At 70.4% G+C, this 15994-nt stretch carries 16 protein-coding genes; 8 read left to right on the forward strand and 8 right to left on the reverse strand.

Going from position 1 to position 15994, the window contains the following annotated elements; all coding sequences use genetic code 11:
• Positions 1-13: 13 nt before the first annotated feature.
• Positions 14-1159, reverse strand: a complete 1146-nt coding sequence (gene hppD / locus ACFVDM_RS19235; protein ID WP_383640833.1) for a 4-hydroxyphenylpyruvate dioxygenase — start codon at positions 1157-1159, stop codon at positions 14-16.
• A 133-nt stretch (positions 1160-1292) separates the two neighbouring features.
• On the opposite strand from hppD, the gene ACFVDM_RS19240 reads away from it, so the two are divergent.
• From ACFVDM_RS19240 to ACFVDM_RS19270, 7 genes are all read left to right on the forward strand, one after another.
• Complete coding sequence (locus tag ACFVDM_RS19240; protein ID WP_383640836.1) at positions 1293-1766, forward strand: Lrp/AsnC family transcriptional regulator; 474 nt, start codon at positions 1293-1295, stop codon at positions 1764-1766.
• A gap of 15 nt (positions 1767-1781) precedes the next feature.
• A complete protein-coding gene (locus ACFVDM_RS19245) occupies positions 1782-2429 on the forward strand; it encodes an ABC transporter permease (protein WP_383640839.1) in 648 nt (215 codons plus the stop codon).
• Positions 2422-3684, forward strand: a complete 1263-nt coding sequence (locus ACFVDM_RS19250; RefSeq protein WP_383640842.1) for an ABC transporter ATP-binding protein — start codon at positions 2422-2424, stop codon at positions 3682-3684. The genes ACFVDM_RS19245 and ACFVDM_RS19250 overlap by 8 nt, the downstream gene beginning before the upstream one ends.
• Positions 3681-4559: an ABC transporter permease gene (locus tag ACFVDM_RS19255; protein WP_383640845.1), complete on the forward strand. Its 879-nt coding sequence runs from the start codon at positions 3681-3683 to the stop codon at positions 4557-4559. Before ACFVDM_RS19250 ends, ACFVDM_RS19255 begins: the two co-directional genes overlap by 4 nt.
• Complete coding sequence (locus tag ACFVDM_RS19260; protein WP_383640848.1) at positions 4556-5530, forward strand: glycine betaine ABC transporter substrate-binding protein; 975 nt, start codon at positions 4556-4558, stop codon at positions 5528-5530. The genes ACFVDM_RS19255 and ACFVDM_RS19260 overlap by 4 nt, the downstream gene beginning before the upstream one ends.
• Positions 5531-5631: 101 nt before the next feature.
• Positions 5632-6240: a helix-turn-helix domain-containing protein gene (locus tag ACFVDM_RS19265; protein WP_383640851.1), complete on the forward strand. Its 609-nt coding sequence runs from the start codon at positions 5632-5634 to the stop codon at positions 6238-6240.
• Between the two features lie 35 nt (positions 6241-6275).
• On the forward strand, positions 6276-6476 hold the full coding sequence (locus ACFVDM_RS19270) for a hypothetical protein (protein WP_383640854.1): 201 nt from the start codon (positions 6276-6278) through the stop codon (positions 6474-6476).
• A gap of 46 nt (positions 6477-6522) precedes the next feature.
• On the opposite strand, the gene ACFVDM_RS19275 is transcribed toward ACFVDM_RS19270, so the two are convergent.
• The 4 genes from ACFVDM_RS19275 to ACFVDM_RS19290 all read right to left on the reverse strand — a co-directional run bounded on the left by ACFVDM_RS19275 (position 6523) and on the right by ACFVDM_RS19290 (position 12556).
• Positions 6523-7311: a S16 family serine protease gene (locus ACFVDM_RS19275; protein WP_383640857.1), complete on the reverse strand. Its 789-nt coding sequence runs from the start codon at positions 7309-7311 to the stop codon at positions 6523-6525.
• Between the two features lie 513 nt (positions 7312-7824).
• A complete protein-coding gene (locus ACFVDM_RS19280; RefSeq protein WP_383640860.1) occupies positions 7825-8466 on the reverse strand; it encodes an IclR family transcriptional regulator in 642 nt (213 codons plus the stop codon).
• Positions 8467-8804: 338 nt separating this feature from the next.
• Positions 8805-10817, reverse strand: coding sequence for a hypothetical protein (locus ACFVDM_RS19285; protein ID WP_383640863.1), 2013 nt, complete (start codon positions 10815-10817; stop codon positions 8805-8807).
• Between the two features lie 116 nt (positions 10818-10933).
• Positions 10934-12556 (reverse strand): hypothetical protein, encoded by a 1623-nt coding sequence (locus ACFVDM_RS19290; RefSeq protein WP_383640866.1) that lies wholly within the window; start codon positions 12554-12556, stop codon positions 10934-10936.
• Between the two features lie 290 nt (positions 12557-12846).
• On the opposite strand from ACFVDM_RS19290, the gene ACFVDM_RS19295 reads away from it, so the two are divergent.
• Entirely contained in the window at positions 12847-13401 is a 555-nt protein-coding gene (locus ACFVDM_RS19295) for a hypothetical protein (protein ID WP_383640869.1), read from the forward strand.
• 75 nt (positions 13402-13476) lie between these two features.
• Here the strand turns inward: ACFVDM_RS19295 and ACFVDM_RS19300 are convergent, their stop codons facing one another.
• The 3 genes from ACFVDM_RS19300 to ACFVDM_RS19310 form a co-directional block, all read right to left on the reverse strand.
• Entirely contained in the window at positions 13477-15258 is a 1782-nt protein-coding gene (locus tag ACFVDM_RS19300) for a DEAD/DEAH box helicase (RefSeq protein ID WP_383640872.1), read from the reverse strand.
• Positions 15259-15406: 148 nt separating this feature from the next.
• Positions 15407-15796: a type II toxin-antitoxin system death-on-curing family toxin gene (locus ACFVDM_RS19305; protein ID WP_383640875.1), complete on the reverse strand. Its 390-nt coding sequence runs from the start codon at positions 15794-15796 to the stop codon at positions 15407-15409.
• Complete coding sequence (locus ACFVDM_RS19310) at positions 15793-15993, reverse strand: ribbon-helix-helix protein, CopG family (RefSeq protein ID WP_026290595.1); 201 nt, start codon at positions 15991-15993, stop codon at positions 15793-15795. The genes ACFVDM_RS19305 and ACFVDM_RS19310 overlap by 4 nt, the downstream gene beginning before the upstream one ends.
• Position 15994 lies beyond the last annotated feature (1 nt).

Consider the following 15994-nt stretch of genomic DNA (forward strand, 5'->3'; position numbering starts at 1 on the left):
TGGATCCGGGGGATCAGAGGTTGCCGCGCTTCTCCTGCTCGCGCTCGATGGCCTCGAACAGGGCCTTGAAGTTGCCCTTGCCGAAGCCCATGGAGCCGTGGCGCTCGATCATCTCGAAGAAGACGGTCGGCCGGTCCTGGACCGGCTTGGTGAAGATCTGCAGCAGATAGCCGTCCTCGTCGCGGTCGACGAGGATCTTCTGCTCGCGCAGGGTCTCGATGGGCACCCGGGTCTCGCCGGCCCACTCGCCGAGGGTGTCGTAGTAGGAGTCCGGGGTGTCGAGGAACTGCACACCGGCGGCGCGCATGGCCTTGACCGAGGCGACGATGTCGTTGGTGGCGAGCGCCATGTGCTGGACGCCGGCCGCGCCGTAGAACTCCAGGTACTCGTCGATCTGCGACTTCTTCTTCGCGATCGCGGGCTCGTTGATCGGGAACTTGACCTTGAGCGTGCCGTCCGCGACGACCTTCGACATCAGGGCGCTGTACTCGGTCGCGATGTCGTCGCCCACGAACTCCTTCATGTTCGTGAAGCCCATGACCTTGTTGTAGAAGGCCACCCACTCGTTCATCTTCCCGAGTTCCACGTTGCCGACGCAGTGGTCGATGGCCTGGAAGAAGCGCTTGGCCGGGGGCTCGACGATCGGGTCGGCGGCGACGTAACCGGGGAGGTAGGGGCCGTCGTAGCCGGTGCGCTCGACGAGGGTGTGGCGGGTCTTGCCGTACGTGGCGATGGCGGCGCGCACGACGGTGCCGTGCTCGTCCTTCGTCTCGTAGGGCTCCTCGATGCCGGTGGCGCCGTGCTCGACGGCGTAGGCGTACGCGGCACGCGCGTCGGGGACCTCGATGGCCAGGTCGATGACGCCGTCGCCGTGCGCCGTGACGTGGTCCTCCAGGAAGTGGCCCCAGTCGGTGGACGCCTTGACGACGGAGGTGAGGACGAAGCGGGCGGAACCGCTGGTGAGGACGTAGCTCGCGGTCTCGCGGCTGCCGGTCTCCGGTCCGGAGTAGGCGACCAGCTTCATGCCGAAGGCCGTCGAGTAGTAGTGCGCGGCCTGCTTGGCGTTGCCGACGGCGAAGACGACGGCGTCCATTCCCTTGACCGGGAAGGGGTCGGCCTGCCGGACGGTGTCGGGGGTGTTGTGCATCGTCTCAGTCATGTCTGAAGGTTCCCGCCGCTCCGCAAGGTGCGCAACACTTCGTGAAATCACTGGTCACTTTGACTAGCACATGCCCATGATGAGCGGGCTATCTGTACATGATGACCATCACAGTGCATCTCGGAGGGGACCCATGGCGATCGATCATCTGGACGGCCGGCTCATCGTGCTGCTGGCCCGTGAACCCAGGATCGGCGTCCTGGAGGCGTCGCGCAGGCTGGGCGTGGCGCGCGGGACCGTACAGGCCCGGCTGGACCGCCTTCAGTCGAATGGCGTCATCCGGGGTTTCGGCCCCGACGTGGACCCGGCGGCACTCGGCTATCCGGTCACCGCGTTCGCGACGCTGGAGATCAAACAGGGCCAAGGCGCCGACGTACGGGCGCATTTGAGAGGCGTGCCGGAGGTGCTGGAGCTGCACACCACCACCGGGCACGGCGACATGCTCTGCCGGCTGGTGGCCCGTTCCAACGCCGATCTCCAGCGGGTGATCGACCGGGTTGTCGGATTTGATGGCATCGTCCGGGCCTCCACGGCCATCGTCATGGAGAACCCGGTCCCCCTGCGCGTCATCCCGCTCGTGGAACAGGCGGCGCAGGACACCGACTGAGCCGAGGAGTGACGTGTGAGCTTCTGGGAGTACCTGGGGAATCGGCACCAGCAGTTGCTCACCGACGCGTTCCAGCACGCGAGCGCCGTCTTCCAGTGCATGGTCATCGCCACCGTGCTGGGGGTGCTGATCGGGGTGGTGAGCTACCGCAGCGGCTGGGGCTCCTCGGTGGCGATCACCTCGACGGCGACCGTGCTGACCATTCCGTCGCTCGCCGCGATCGGTCTGCTGATCCCGCTGGTCGGGCTGGGGGTGGCACCGACGGTGATCACCCTGACCCTGTACGGGCTGCTGCCGATCGTCCGCAACTCCATCGTGGGGCTGCGCGGGGTCGATCCCGCGCTGGTGGACGCGGCCAAGGGCATCGGGATGTCGCGGACCGCGCGGCTGTGCCGGGTCGAACTGCCGCTGGCCTGGCCGCCGATCCTCACCGGCATCCGGGTCTCCACCCAGATGCTGATGGGCATCGCCGCCATCGCCGCGTACGCCTCCGGGCCCGGTCTGGGCAACGAGATCTTCCGCGGGATCGCCTCGCTCGGCAGCGCCAACGCCATCAACCAGGTCCTCGCGGGCACGGTCGGCATCGTCATCCTCGCCCTGCTCTTCGACGCCGCCTACGTCCTGCTGGGACGGCTCACCATCCCGAGGGGGATCCGTGTCTGAGACCGCGGCACCGGACACCGAGGAGCCGGCCGACCACACCGCCTCCGGCGCCACCATCCAGCTGGAGGACCTGACCAAGCAGTACCCGGGCAACCCGAGCCCGGCCGTCGACAACGTCTCGATGGACATCAGGGCCGGGGAGACCGTCATCTTCGTGGGCCCGTCCGGCTGCGGGAAGTCGACCACGCTGAAGATGATCAACCGGCTGATCGAGCCGACCTCCGGCCGGATCAGGATCGGCGACGAGGACGTCACCGACATCGACCCGGTGAAGCTCCGCCGCAAGATCGGTTACGCGATCCAGTCCTCCGGCCTCTTCCCGCACATGACGGTCGCGGAGAACATCGGCCTCGTCCCGAAGATGGTCGGCTGGTCCAAGGCGAAGGTGAAGGACCGGGTCGAGGAGATGCTGGACCTGGTGGGCCTGGACCCGCGCGAGTTCCACGGCCGCTATCCGCGCGCGCTCTCCGGGGGCCAGCAGCAGCGCGTCGGCGTGGCACGGGCGCTGGCCGCCGATCCGCCGGTGCTGCTGATGGACGAGCCCTTCGGCGCGGTCGACCCGATCACCCGCGACCACCTCCAGGACGAGCTGATCCGGCTCCAGCACGAACTGCACAAGACGATCGTCTTCGTCACCCACGACTTCGACGAGGCGATCAAGCTGGGCGACCGGATCGCCGTGCTCCGCGAGCACTCCCACATCGCGCAGTTCGACACCCCGGAGGCCATCCTCACCAATCCGACCGACGACTTCGTCTCCGGTTTCGTCGGGGCCGGTGCGGCACTCAAGCGGCTCAACCTCACCCGCGTACGGGACGTGGAGGTCGCCGACTTCCCCACCGTGACGGTGGACGACCCGCTCCAGTCGATCTTCAACAAGCTGCGCAGCGGCCCGCACAACGAACTGCTGATGCTCGACCGCAGGAACCGCCCCTACAAGTGGCTGCGGCGCGGCGACCTGATGCGGGCCCGGGGCTCGCTGGCGCGGGCCGGGCAGCTGGTGCACGACACGGTGACCCGGGACGCGACGCTGCACGACGCGCTGGAGGCGGTGCTGACCGACAGCGGCGGGCGGGTCGCGGTGACCGGGCGGCGCGGCGAGTTCATCGGCGTCGTCGACATGCACACCCTGATGAACTCCGTGCACGAACTGCTGGAGGCCGACCGGCTCACCGCCATCGAGCACCAGCACGAGCTGGAGGAGCTGCGCACCCATCAGACCGCCCAGGAGCTGGAGGGCGGTGCGGGCGCATGAACGACTCCTCCGGCCGCCGTACGGGCGGCGCGCCCCCGTCGGCCGACCGCGACCGCCCGCCGGGCGAGCACGACGTCAAGGGCCACGCCTTCCGCGACGAGGAGGAGGAGCCCGTCGCCTCGCCGGCCGGGCCGCGCCGCCGGATCACCTGGCAGAAGCTGGTGACCGTCCCGGCGGCGCTGGCCGTGGTGCTGGTGGTCACGTACCTCTGGATCAGCAACGCCGACCTGGACTCGATCGCGGAGAACTCGCTGGCCGGAGACGTGGTCGAGGTGCGGTGGTGGCAGCACGTCCGGCTCACCGCGATCTCCACGTTCTGGGTGCTGATCATCGCGATCCCACTGGGCATCGCGCTGACCCGGCGGGGGCTGAGCAAGGCCGCCCCGGTCGTCACGGCGATCGCCAACATCGGCCAGGCGACCCCGGCCATCGGCCTGCTGGCGCTGCTGGTGATCTGGCTGGGCATCGGCCCGTCCACCGCGATCACCGGCATGGTGATCTACGCGGTGCTGCCGGTGCTCTCCAACACGGTGGCCGGGCTGCGGGCCATCGAACCGACGCTCGTGGAGGCCTCGCGCGGGATCGGGATGTCCGCGATGGGCACGCTGCGCAAGGTCGAACTTCCGCTCGCCGTCCCGCTCATCCTGGCCGGGGTGCGGACCGCGCTGGTCCTGAACGTGGGCACCGCGACGCTGGCCACCTTCGGCGGGGGCGGCGGGCTGGGCGACCTGATCACCACCGGCATCCAGACCCAGCGCATGCAGGTCCTCGTGCTGGGCTCGATCCTCACCGTGGTGCTGGCCCTGCTCGTGGACTGGCTGGCCTCGCTGGCCGAGGTGGCGCTGACGCCGCGCGGCCTGGAGGTGGAACGATGAGGCGGTGGCGTACGGGCCTGGCGGCCGGGGCCGCGCTGGCGCTGGTGCTGGCCGGATGCGGACTGAAAAGCGGTTCGCCGATGGTGGACGACGTGCGGCCGGGCTCGGTCGGACAGGGCGAGCCCCTGAAGGGCGCCTCCCTGACGGTCACTTCGAAGAACTTCAGCGAGAACATCATCCTCGGCCAGATGATCGGCCTGATTTTCAAGGCCGCCGGCGCCGAGGTCCTGGACCGGACGAACCTGCCCGGTTCCATCAGCGCGCGGGAGGCCATCGTCAAGGGCGACGCCGACGCGATGTACGAGTACACGGGCACCGGCTGGATCACCTATCTGGGCCACACGAAGCCGATCACGGACCCGGGGGCCCAGTGGCGGGCGGTCCGCGACGAGGACCGGAAGAACGGGGTGACCTGGCTCCCCCAGTCGACGCTGAACAACACCTACGCCCTCGCCATCAGCCGGAAGAACAACGCGAAGTACCACCTGAAGACGCTCTCCGACGTGGCCGCACTCGCCGAGGAGAAACCCTCGGCGGTGACGGTCTGCGTCGAGAACGAGTTCGCCTCGCGCGACGACGGACTGCCCGGGATGGAGAAGGCGTACGGGATGTCCCTCCCGGCGGCCAACATCAAAAAGATGGACGCCGGGATCATCTACACCCAGGTGTCCAAGTCGAACTCCTGCCTGCTCGGCGAGGTGTACACCACGGACGGGCGCATCAAGGCGATGAACCTGGAGGTGCTGGAGGACGACAAGCACTTCTTCCCCAACTACAACGCGGCGCCCGTCATCCACACCGCGACCTTCGACAAGTACCCGGAGATCGCCGGTCTCCTGGACCCGCTGAGCAAGAAGCTGACCACCGAGGTCGGCCAGGTACTGAACGCCAAGGTGGACGTGGACGGGGAGGATCCGCACGAGGTGGCCAAGGACTGGCTGATCGAGCAGGGGTTCATCAGGAACGGCTGAACCGGAGGAAGCCGGGTCCTCCCGGCACCGTACAGACAAGTTGCAAAATTCTTTTGCAAAAGACCGTTGCAAAGGCTCCTTTGCAACTCTATGGTTGGGGCATGCCCACAACGGACCCCCAGGACGGCGACCCGGTCGCGAAGCCCCCGCAGCTGCTCGACATCGACGCGCGCGGGCTGCGCGCCCTGGCCCACCCGCTGCGCCTGAACCTCCTCAACAGCCTCCGCGAGTCCGGCCCCGCCACCGCGTCCGGCCTCGCGGAACGGCTCGGCGAGTCCAGCGGCGCCACCAGCTACCACCTGCGCCAGCTCGCCGCGTACGGATTCGTCGAGGACGACCCCACCCTCGGCAAGGGCCGCGAACGGTGGTGGCGCGCGGTGCACGTGGGCGCCTCCTTCGGCCCGGAGTTCCTGTACGACCCGGACCCCGAGGTGCGCGGCGCCATGGGCAACGTCCTCCAGTGGGTCGCCTCGGTCCACGCCCAGGAGGTGGGCCACTGGATCGGTACCACGCAGGACTGGTCCCGCGCATGGTTCGAGGCCTCGGACCTCAGCGACTTCAAGGTCCGCCTCACCCCCGAGCTCTCCCGTCAACTCGCGGACGAGATCCACGCGTTGATCAACAGCTACCGGGGCCGCGTGTCCGAGGAGACCGAGGGGTCCGCCGTCGTCCGCACCCATCTCCACATGTTCCCGCGCTCCGCCAGCTGACCTTCCGCGCCCCGCCACTGAGAGGAACACCCGACATGAACGCCGAGAACCACCTCCTGCTGCACCGCATCCGCGCCGCCGAACTGCGCTCCCACGCCGACGCGTTCCGCCTCGGCCTGCTGGCCGCCCCCCGTCAGGACCTGCGCACCCGGCTGGGCTGGGGCCTGGTCGAGCTGGGCCTCCGCATGATCCCCCGCACCCCGGTCGTCCGGACCCGCGCGCCGCGCCTGGTCTGACCCTCGTCACCCGGTCCGGGCCCGGCCGGGAACCGGTGCCCCGGCATCAGCAGCCCGGGACCTTCCCCCCGTGCTCCAGGGCCCGCAGCGAGGACACCGCGTCCTTCAGCGTCGTGACCGGGATCAGCCGCAGCCCCTCGGGCAGCTCGGCCTTCGCCTCCGAGCACTCGGCCTTCGGTACGAGGAAGACGGTCGCCCCGTCCCGCCGGGCCGCCTGCGTCTTCAGCGACACACCACCCACCGCGCCGACGTCCCCGTCCGCCTGGATGGTGCCCGTCCCGGCGATGGTCCGGCCCCCGGTGAGGTCCCCGCCGGAACCGTCGCCGTCGAGCTTGTCGATGATGCCCAGCGCGAAGAACAGCCCCGCGCTCGGACCGCCCACATCCGCCAGATGCAGGGTGACGTCCACCGAACCGGGCTTGCGCCCCAGGTAGTTCAGGGCCGCGTCGACGGCCGCGTCCTGCGACTTCGCCATGTCGTCCAGGTTGTGCTGCTCGATCTCCTTCTCCGAGCCGCCGCTCGGGTAGACGGAGTCATGGGGCATGACCGCCCGGTCCGTACGGAACCAGCTGTCGACGACATCCCCGAGGCCGACCTTCGCGTCCGGCCCGGTCGCCACGATCGTGGTCATCCGCAGCTGACCCGTGGTGGTCCGGGTGGGGGTGCCCTCGATGCTGATCACCGGGGTGCCGTGGTCGTCCCCCAGCACGTTGGCCGTCGTCCCCGGCTGCGCCAGTGTGAACGGCAGCGGCGCGAAGGCGGCCACGCCGAACAGGGCGAGGACCGGCAGGGCGCACAGGGCGAGGGTGCGGGGGCGCGAACGAGGTGTGGGCACCCGCCCAATCTAACCGGCCCGCGTGCGGGGGCGCCCCGGGGCGCCTGGTGCGGCGTGCGCCCGTGTTCGGTGGGTGGGGGCGGGGTCCCTCCGGGGTGACTCCTCAGAAATGGCGTGTTCACCCGGGTACGTGAGGGACCCGGGTCGTACGCCATTTCCTGCGGGGACACCCCTGCACGCCCCCACCCGGGCCGGTTGTGCGTCCTCACGCCGGTGGACCCGCTGCCACAAGCGGTCTCCCCCGCCGGCGAATCACGTTGTCGCAGACGCACGACGGCCGGGTTCGGGGGCGTGCAGGGGCGTCCCCGCAGAACGACGAACACAGACCGGGGTACGTGTACGAGGTCCCCGCACGTTCGTCGTTCGAGGAGTCGCCCCGGAGGGACCCCGGACCCCACACAACGAACATCAGGCGCACCCCCGCGGGGAACCCGCACAAACCAGCCCGTCCGGCGCTTGAGGACGGAACCCCGAACACGGAGCACCCCGCACCCCGCGCCCCACGGGAACCCGTCAGCGCAACGCGTCCGCGACCTCGCGGGCCGCGTCGATCACGCGGGGCCCCACCCGCTCCGGAACCGCGTCGGCGAGCATCACCACACCGACGCTGCCCTCGACCCCGGTGACCCCCATGAGCGCGGCGGCCGCGCCACTCGCCCCGGCCTCCAGCTCCCCATGGGTGAGGGTGAAGGCGGTCTCGCCGACGGGCTTCTGCCGGGCGGCCAGGATCGCGCGGCCGGCGGCGCCCCGGTCGAGCGGATGGCGGAAGCCGGCCCGGTAGGCGACGTGATAGTCCGTCCAGGTCGGTTCGACGACCGCGACCGCGAGCGCGTCGGCGCCGTCGACCAGGGTGAGATGGGCGGTGGCCCCGATGTCCTCGGCCAGCGAGCGCAGCGCGGGCAGCGCCGCCTCCCGGACGAGCGGGTGGACCTGGCGGCCCAGGCGCAGCACGCCGAGCCCCACGCGGGCCCGGCCGCCGAGGTCGCGGCGGATCAGGGTGTGCTGCTCCAGGGTGGCGAGCAGACGGTAGACCACCGTGCGGTTGACGCCGAGTTTGTTGGACAACTCGGTGACCGTCAGACCGTGGTCGGTGTCGGCGAGCAGTTTGAGGACACGCAGTCCCCGGTCGAGCGTCTGGGAGGTCTCCGCGGTCACGACGCCCTCTCCTCTTCGGTGAGCGGCGGCGGCTGGTTCCCATGGTTTGGTGCGTCGCCGGTCCCAGCGGCAACGCATCGAGAGGCCGCCGGCCTGGCCAAGGCACCGGCTGCGCTCCGCGGCGGCACTGCCACGGCGCGTTCACTTTTTTGGGACAGTAGCGAGCCAGTCCGCTCAGCGGAAGACCTCGTCCAGAATCCGGGCGTCCGGAGAAATCGGCTTGCGGGGAACGAGCATAAGTGCCGGTCAGCGGGGCGTCGGCCGAATCGGACGCATCTACGCGCGTCCATGTCGGCCGACGCTCTCGCGACGCTCTGTGTATCAGACGTGAACCGGCGTTAACTCACCGTGAACATTTTTTGGACCGTTTTTCCGTTGACGAGGACCTCGCAGGCCCTGATCGCCTTCGTCGCCGGGTCGCGGACGGTGAAGTTGAGGGCGAAGGTGCCGTCGAGTCCGATGACCCGGGTGACATAGGAGTCGGAGGTCTGCTTGCCGTCGGCGGTGCGCCCGGTGACGGAGACGGTGGCGACGGGGGCGAAGCCCCGGCCGGTCACCTGGACCACGGTGCCGGGCGGTCCTTCGGGCGGTGAGAGGGCGAAGGAGGCCCCGGCCGGGACGGAGCCGTCCTGGACGGTGAACGCGGCCGTCTCGGTGCGGGGGTTGACGAGGACCTCGCGGACCCGGAGGGCGACGGTGTCGGCCGCGTTGACGGTGAAGGTCTGCGAGAACGCCCCGTCGAGGCCGACCACCTTGGTGCGTACGGAGTCGGAGGTCTGCGAGCCGTCGGCTCGCAGCCCGACGATGGACACGGTCGCCACCTTGGCGAAGCCCTGGCCGAGGACGGTGACCGAGGTGCCCCTGGGTCCGGAGTCCGGGGTGAGGACGACGAAGGTGGGGGCGACGGTGAGCTGGGTCAGGGCCTGGGAGACCCCGGCGGTGACCCGCAGGGCGTAGACGCCCCGGGCGGTGGACCCGGCCGGGGTGACGGTGCCGGAGAGAGTGCCGTCGGCGTTGATCCGCAGGGTGGAGCCGCTGATCCCGGCGGCGTTGCAGCCGGTGCCGTCGGCCGCGCAGAGGGCGGCCGCGGGGGCGGTGCCGGAGGGCCAGCCGTCGCCGGAGACGCCGATGGTGCCGCCGGGTTTCACCTTGGCGGTGCCGGCGGAGAGCGTGGCCTCGGCCTCGGTGACGGTGAACGGCGTCGTCAGTACGGTCGCCGGGTCGTTGGCCTCGTCGACCTGGATCGCGGCGATCGCCGGGTCGGAGACGGTGAACTCAGCGGAGAAGGTGCCGTCGGGGCGGCTCTTCACATAGACGGCGGTGTCGTCCAGGGTGGCCCCGCCCGCGTCGAGCGCGACGGTGTTGATCCAGCGGTCCTGGTAGTAGTTGCTGCCGCTGACGGTGATCACGCTGCCGACGGGTCCGCTGCCCCGGGACAGGGCGATGGCACGCGGCCCGTCGGGCACGAAGGCCTGGACGGTCAGGGGCGCGGTGGCCTCCTTCGTACCGTCGCCGACCTTCACCAGGTACGAGCCGTTCGGCACCGCGCCCGCCGCCGCGAGGGTGGCGCTGCCGGTCAGCTGGCCCGACGCGTTGACGGCGAGGGTGGAGGCGCCGAACTTCGCGGCGTCGCAGCCGCCGCCGTCGGCCGCGCAGAGCTGGGCCACGGGCGTGCCGCCGGGCGTCCAGCGGCTGCCGGACAGGGTGACCGCGGTGGACGGGCGGACCGGGGCTGTCGGGGCGATCAGCGTCGGCGGCTGGCCGGCGCTGCCCTCGGCGGTCACGGTGCCGATGGAACCGCCGCCCGCGGTGACGACGCAGGCCGTCTCGTAGGTGGAGCCGAGCACCTTGGTGCGGGTGAGGTTGCGCAGCGGGGTGAAGGTGATGGGGCCACTGGCGTTGGCCGGGATGAGGAAGTCGCCCTCGTACGGCGGGATCTCGATGGGCTTCCCGGAGGGGATGTCGAGCGAGACCTCGGGGCCGGTGACGGTGACCGTGCCGGTGGCGCCGCCGGACATGGCGAGGTCGAGGCTGGGTGTGGTGGGCACGTCGTTGAGGCTGAGCCCGCTGGTGGCGGGCGAGGGGCCGAGGGTGACCTTGGCGTGGACCTTGCCGCCGGGGTCGACGACGTCGGGGGTCAGCTCCACGCCGAACTGCTGAGGTCCGTCCGCCTCGCCCTGGCCCGCGGGCAGGGTGCAGTGGACGGTCGGGGTGATGGTGCCCGCGTGGGCGAGCGGGGCGAGGGCGACGGCGCCCCCGCTCCATACGAGGACGGCTCCGGCGCCCAGGGCGACGGCCCGCCGCCAGGCCGGGCGGGCCCGTCCTCCGGCGGATCTGCGGTGCGCGAACATATGACTCCTCCCAGGAAAACGGAATGCGAGTGTTCCGCCTGCGAAATGGAAGACGCCCGCCTGCTCCATTGCCGTACGGAACAGGCGGGCGCCTTCGGGATATCCCCGGATCCCCTTTACAGCAGGGTCAGGGTGAGAGTGGCGCTGTAATCTCCGGGCCGGGTGAATTCGGGAACGGTGAGGGCGAGATCGGCGTCGGCGTCGAACGTTCCGCCGGTGAACGGACGCGATCCGTCCGGGTTCATCCGGCAGAGGCTCGCCGCCTCGCTCCCGAGGGCGGTGGGTGCTCCGGCCACCGGGGTGCCCACGCTGCCGGCCTGCGCGGTGCAGGCCGGGGTCCAGCGCACCGCTCCGGCCGGGATGGTGCTTCCGTCGGGGCCGGTGAACCCGGTGAGGGTGGCGGTCAGGGACCAGCCGCTGTTGACGCCGCGGGCGTCCTCGACCTCGATCCGGTTGAGCCGGGCGTGCTGGCCGCCGGTGCCGTCGCCGAGGATCGTGGTGCCGAAGTCGACGGTGTCACCCGCCTGCTTCATGCTCAGCGTCCCGGCTCTGACCTGGGTGGTCAGCCGCTGTTCGGCGGTGGCCCCGTCCCCGCCGCCGCCCTCGGTGGTGACGGTGAAGGGGGCGGTGCGGACGGTCGCGGGGTCGTTGCCCTCGTCGGACTGGACGGCGGCGACCGCGTCGGAGATCACGGTGAACTCCGTGGACCAGGTGCCGTCCGAGCCGCTCTTGACGTAGACCGCGCTGTCGTCGAGCCCGGTGCCCGAGGCGTCGAGCCCGATGATGTTGATCCAGCGGTCCGGGTTGTAGCCCCGGCCGCTGACGGTGATCACGCTGCCGACCGGTCCGCGGTCCGGGGACAGGGTCATCGCCCGCTCGCCGGCCGCGACGGCCTCGACGGTGAGGGGGGCGGTGGCCTCCTTGGTGCCGTCGTTGACCTTCACCTCGTAGGAGCCGTTCGGCACGGCCCCGGACGGGCCGAGCGTCGCGGTGCCGGTGAGCGTGCCGTAGGAGTCGATCCGCAGGCTGTTCGCGGTGAACTTCAGCGGATCGCAGCCGCCCCCGCCGACCGCGCAGAGCGAGGGCACGGCGGTGGCGTCCGGGGTCCACCCGGAGCCGCCCAGCTTCACGGCGGTGCTCGGGCGCACCGGGTCGGCCGGGGCGGTCAGGGTGGCGGGTTCGGCCGCCGAGCCCTCCACGGTGACGCTGCCGAACGAGTCGCCGCCGGACACCACGTCGCAGGGCGTCTCGAAGACCGATCCGAGCACCTTGGTCTGCGTGAGCGTACGGATGGGCGCGAACGAGACGTCGCCCGAGGCGTCCGCGGGGACCAGGAAGTCCCCCTCGTACGGCGGGATCTCGATGGGCACCCCGGACGGGATGTCCAGGGCGATCTCCGGCCCCCGCACGGTGACGGTCCCGGTGGCCCCGCCGGACATCGCCAGGTCCAGGCTGGGGATGGTCGGCACGTCCTCCAGGGGCAGCCCGCTGGTGGCCGGGGACGGGCCGAGCGTCACCTTGGCGTGCACCTTGCCGCCCGGTTCGACGACGGCCGGCGACAGCTCCACGGTCATGTCCTGCGGTCCCGTCGCCTCGCCCTGGCCCGCGGGCAGGGTGCAGTGGACGGTCGGCGTCACGGTTCCGGCGGCGGCCGAGCCGCTGCCGGGCGAGACCGGTGAGGCCGCGGCGCCCGCGCAGCCCAGGGACAGTACGAAGCAGGCCGCGAGCAGGCCGGTCACACCGGGTCTTCGTCGTCGGATCACCTGACACCCTTTCATGGACCATTGATTGCGCACATTGAGGAGGGCACGTGCAGAGAAGTCAAGAGAAGGCCGATTGATCCTTTCTGAAATGCCCGAAAAGCATTTCTCCAGGCGTTTTCCGCATGTCTGTTGACTTCTTCGAAGATCACCGTTTCACTGCACCCGACATGCCGGGCCCGGCAGGCAGATCCGCACGTCCGCCGAATGCACCGACTGCGGCGGACCAAGACAACGCGGAATTCACACCGGAAGGAGTTCCACCCGTCATGTCGATCTCTTCGATCCGTGGCACCACCCGTAGGTCCGCCCGAAGACACCTGCCGCTGGCACTGGGCGCGGTCTGTTCGGTCGGCGCGCTGCTCTCGCTGTCCTCCCCGACGGCGTTCGCGGTGACCCCGACCTCGGCGACGGCCAGCTTCGACTGCGGCTCCTGGGGCAGTGGCCTGGCCACGCTGACGGCGGCCGACAACGGCACGACCAAGTCCATCAAGCTGACGTCCTCGGCGATCACGATGCCGTCCGGGTCGAGTGCCGACCCGAACAGCATCACGGCGACGCTCAAGGTCGTGAAGTCCGGGGGCGGCGTCGTCGAGTTCTCCGCCACGGCGAACCCGGGGATGACCTACCCCAATCCGATCACCCTCGGGCCGCTGAAGATCACCTCCGGGACGCTGGCCGCCGGCGACACCACCAATCTCGCGGTGCTGACGCCCCCGGCGAGCGCCACGAACAACACGCTCAAAATCGTGACGTCGTCCCCGACGGTCGCCACGGTGTACTGCGTGGCGACATCGGTCCAGTCGTCGGCGTTCACCTGGTAGCGCCCCCGGCATGAAACCGGCCCGGTACGAGGACGCGTGTCCTCGTACCGGGCCGGTGCGTGCGCGCCCGCACGCTCACCGCATGCGGGTGGCCCACTCCTGGACCTTCTTGATCCGCTGCTCGATCTGGCCGGCAGTGGCCTCCGCGCTGGGCGGCCCGCCGCAGACCCGGCGCAGTTCGGTGTGGATGACACCGTGCGGCTTGCCGCTCTGGTGGGTGTAGGCGGACACCATCGTGTTGAGCTGTTTGCGCAGCTCAAGCAGTTGTTTGTGGGTGACGACCGGCCGCTCGTGGGCGGGCTTCTCCAGCAGGTCGGCCTCGGCCGCGGGCTTCTGCCGGCTGTGAGCGATCTGCCGGGTCTGCCGCTTCTGAAGCAGCAGCTGCACCTGGTCGGGTTCGAGGAGGCCGGGGATGCCGAGGTAGTCCTGCTCCTCCTCGCTGCCCGGGTGGGCCTGCATGCCGAACTCGGCGCCGTCGTACAGCACCCGGTCGAAGACCGCGTCGGACTCCAGCGCCTCGAAGGGCAGCTGCTCCTCGGTCTCCTCGTCCTCCAGCCGCTCCGCGTCGGCGAGGAGCTTGTCCTCCTCGGAGAACGGGTTCTCCTCGTCGCTGCCCTTCTTGGGCTTGTCGAGGACGTGGTCGCGCTCGACCTCCATCTCGTTGGCGAAGTCGAGCAGCATCGGGATGGTGGGGACGAAAACGGACGCGGTCTCGCCGCGCCTGCGGGAGCGCACGAAGCGTCCGACGGCCTGGGCGAAGAAGAGGGGCGTCGAGATGGTGGTGGCGTACACGCCGACGGCCAGGCGGGGCACGTCGACGCCCTCCGACACCATGCGGACGGCGACCATCCAGCGGGAGTCGTCCTCGCTGAACTTGTCGATCTTCTTGGAGGCGGCCTTCTCGTCGGAGAGGACGACGGTGGCCTTCTCGCCGGTGACCCGCTTGAGGATCTTGGCGTACTCGCGCGCCGACTCCTGGTCGGTCGCGATGACGAGGCCGCCGGCGTCGGGGATGCCCTTGCGGACCTCGGTGAGCCGCTTGTCCGCGGCGCTGAGGACATTGGGGATCCACTCGCCGGTGGGGGCCAGCGCGGTGCGCCAGGCCTGGCCGATGGCGTCCTTGGTCATCGGCTCGCCGAGGCGGGCGGCGATCTCGTCACCGGCCTTGGTGCGCCAGCGCATGTTGCCGCTGTAGCTGAGGAATATGACCGGGCGGACGACGCCGTCGGCGAGCGCGTTCCCGTAGCCGTAGGTGTAGTCGGCCGAGGAGCGGCGGATGCCGTCGTTGCCCTCCTCGTAGACGACGAACGGGATCGGGTTGGTGTCCGAACGGAACGGCGTGCCGGTGAGCGCGAGCCGCCGGGTCGCCGGGTCGAACGCCTCCTGGCAGGCCTCGCCCCAGGACTTGGAGTCGCCGGCGTGGTGGATCTCGTCGAGGATCACCAGCGTCTTGCGCTGCTCGCAGCGGTTGCGGTGCAGCATGGGGCGGACCCCGACGCCCGCGTACGTCACGGCGACGCCGTGGTACTCCTTGCTCAGGGGGCCCGCGCTGTACTCGGGGTCCAGCTTGATCCCTATGCGGGCCGCCGCCTCCGCCCACTGCTTCTTCAGGTGCTCGGTCGGGGCGACGACGGTGACCTGCTGCACGACGTGGTGGTGCAGCAGCCACGACGCGAGGGTCAGCGCGAAGGTGGTCTTCCCCGCGCCGGGGGTGGCGACCGCGAGGAAGTCGCGCGGCTGCTCCTGGATGTACTTCTCCATGGCGCCCTGCTGCCAGGCTCGCAGCTTGCCGGCCGTGCCCCAGGGGGCGCGGCCGGGGAAGGCGGGTGAGAGGTGGTGGGAGGCGGTAGTAGTCACGGTCTCCGGTTCGGGTCTCTCGGGTACGTGGGGCGCTGTCCGCGCGGACCGGGGGCCCGTACGCGATACGACAACCGGGCCACCCTACCGGGGGGCGGCCCCCGATCCACCGCGGACCGCACCGCCCCGCACGGAAGTGCGACGGCTCTCACACACCGCCCACGACCAGCTCCCGCAGCGCCTTCGCGATGACCTCGACGTCGTCCCACTCACCGGTGGCGACTGCGATGACCAGGCGTTCCGCCGCATCGATGTCGGGGATGACATCGACACCGTTCATCGCCAGGAAGGTCACGCACGACAGCCAGGCGGTGGGCTTGTTCCCGTCGAAGAGCGGATGGTTGATCGCCAGCGACTGAAGCAGCGCGGCCGCCTTGTCGACGACGTCGGGATACGCCTCCTCGCCGAACATGGCGGCCGACGGCCGGTGCGCGGCGGATTCCAGGAGCCCGGCGTCGCGGACGACGATCTGCATGTCCGGGCAGGCGTGATCAGCGATGACGAGGATGTCCTCCGCGCTCAGATAGACACAGCTCACTTGAGCCGCTCCATGAGCTCGCTCCACTTGGCGGCCTGCTCCTTGGCGGTCTTGCGGACGATGGCCTGCTGAGCGGTCCGGGCCAGGTAGTCGTCCACGGCCTGGAGCAGTATGGCGTGCATGCTTGTGCCCTCCTGCTCGGCACGCTGCTTGAGGGCTTCGGTCTGGTCGTCGCGCAGACGCAGGTTCATGGCCATA

Origin of the sequence: Streptomyces sp. NPDC057682, from assembly GCF_042799575.1 — a bacterium.
Taxonomy (GTDB): domain Bacteria; phylum Actinomycetota; class Actinomycetes; order Streptomycetales; family Streptomycetaceae; genus Streptomyces.

Excerpts from the sequence above, each read along its gene's own strand:
- hppD (WP_383640833.1), bottom strand. The coding sequence starts at position 1,159 with ATGACTGAGACGATGCACAACACCCCCGACACCGTCCGGCAGGCCGAC.
- ACFVDM_RS19240 (WP_383640836.1), top strand. The coding sequence starts at position 1,293 with ATGGCGATCGATCATCTGGACGGCCGGCTCATCGTGCTGCTGGCCCGT.
- ACFVDM_RS19260 (WP_383640848.1), top strand. The coding sequence starts at position 4,556 with ATGAGGCGGTGGCGTACGGGCCTGGCGGCCGGGGCCGCGCTGGCGCTG.
- ACFVDM_RS19310 (WP_026290595.1), bottom strand. The coding sequence starts at position 15,993 with ATGGCCATGAACCTGCGTCTGCGCGACGACCAGACCGAAGCCCTCAAG.
- ACFVDM_RS19295 (WP_383640869.1), top strand. The coding sequence starts at position 12,847 with ATGTCGATCTCTTCGATCCGTGGCACCACCCGTAGGTCCGCCCGAAGA.
- ACFVDM_RS19255 (WP_383640845.1), top strand. The coding sequence starts at position 3,681 with ATGAACGACTCCTCCGGCCGCCGTACGGGCGGCGCGCCCCCGTCGGCC.
- ACFVDM_RS19285 (WP_383640863.1), bottom strand. The coding sequence starts at position 10,817 with ATGTTCGCGCACCGCAGATCCGCCGGAGGACGGGCCCGCCCGGCCTGG.
- ACFVDM_RS19270 (WP_383640854.1), top strand. The coding sequence starts at position 6,276 with ATGAACGCCGAGAACCACCTCCTGCTGCACCGCATCCGCGCCGCCGAA.
- ACFVDM_RS19265 (WP_383640851.1), top strand. The coding sequence starts at position 5,632 with ATGCCCACAACGGACCCCCAGGACGGCGACCCGGTCGCGAAGCCCCCG.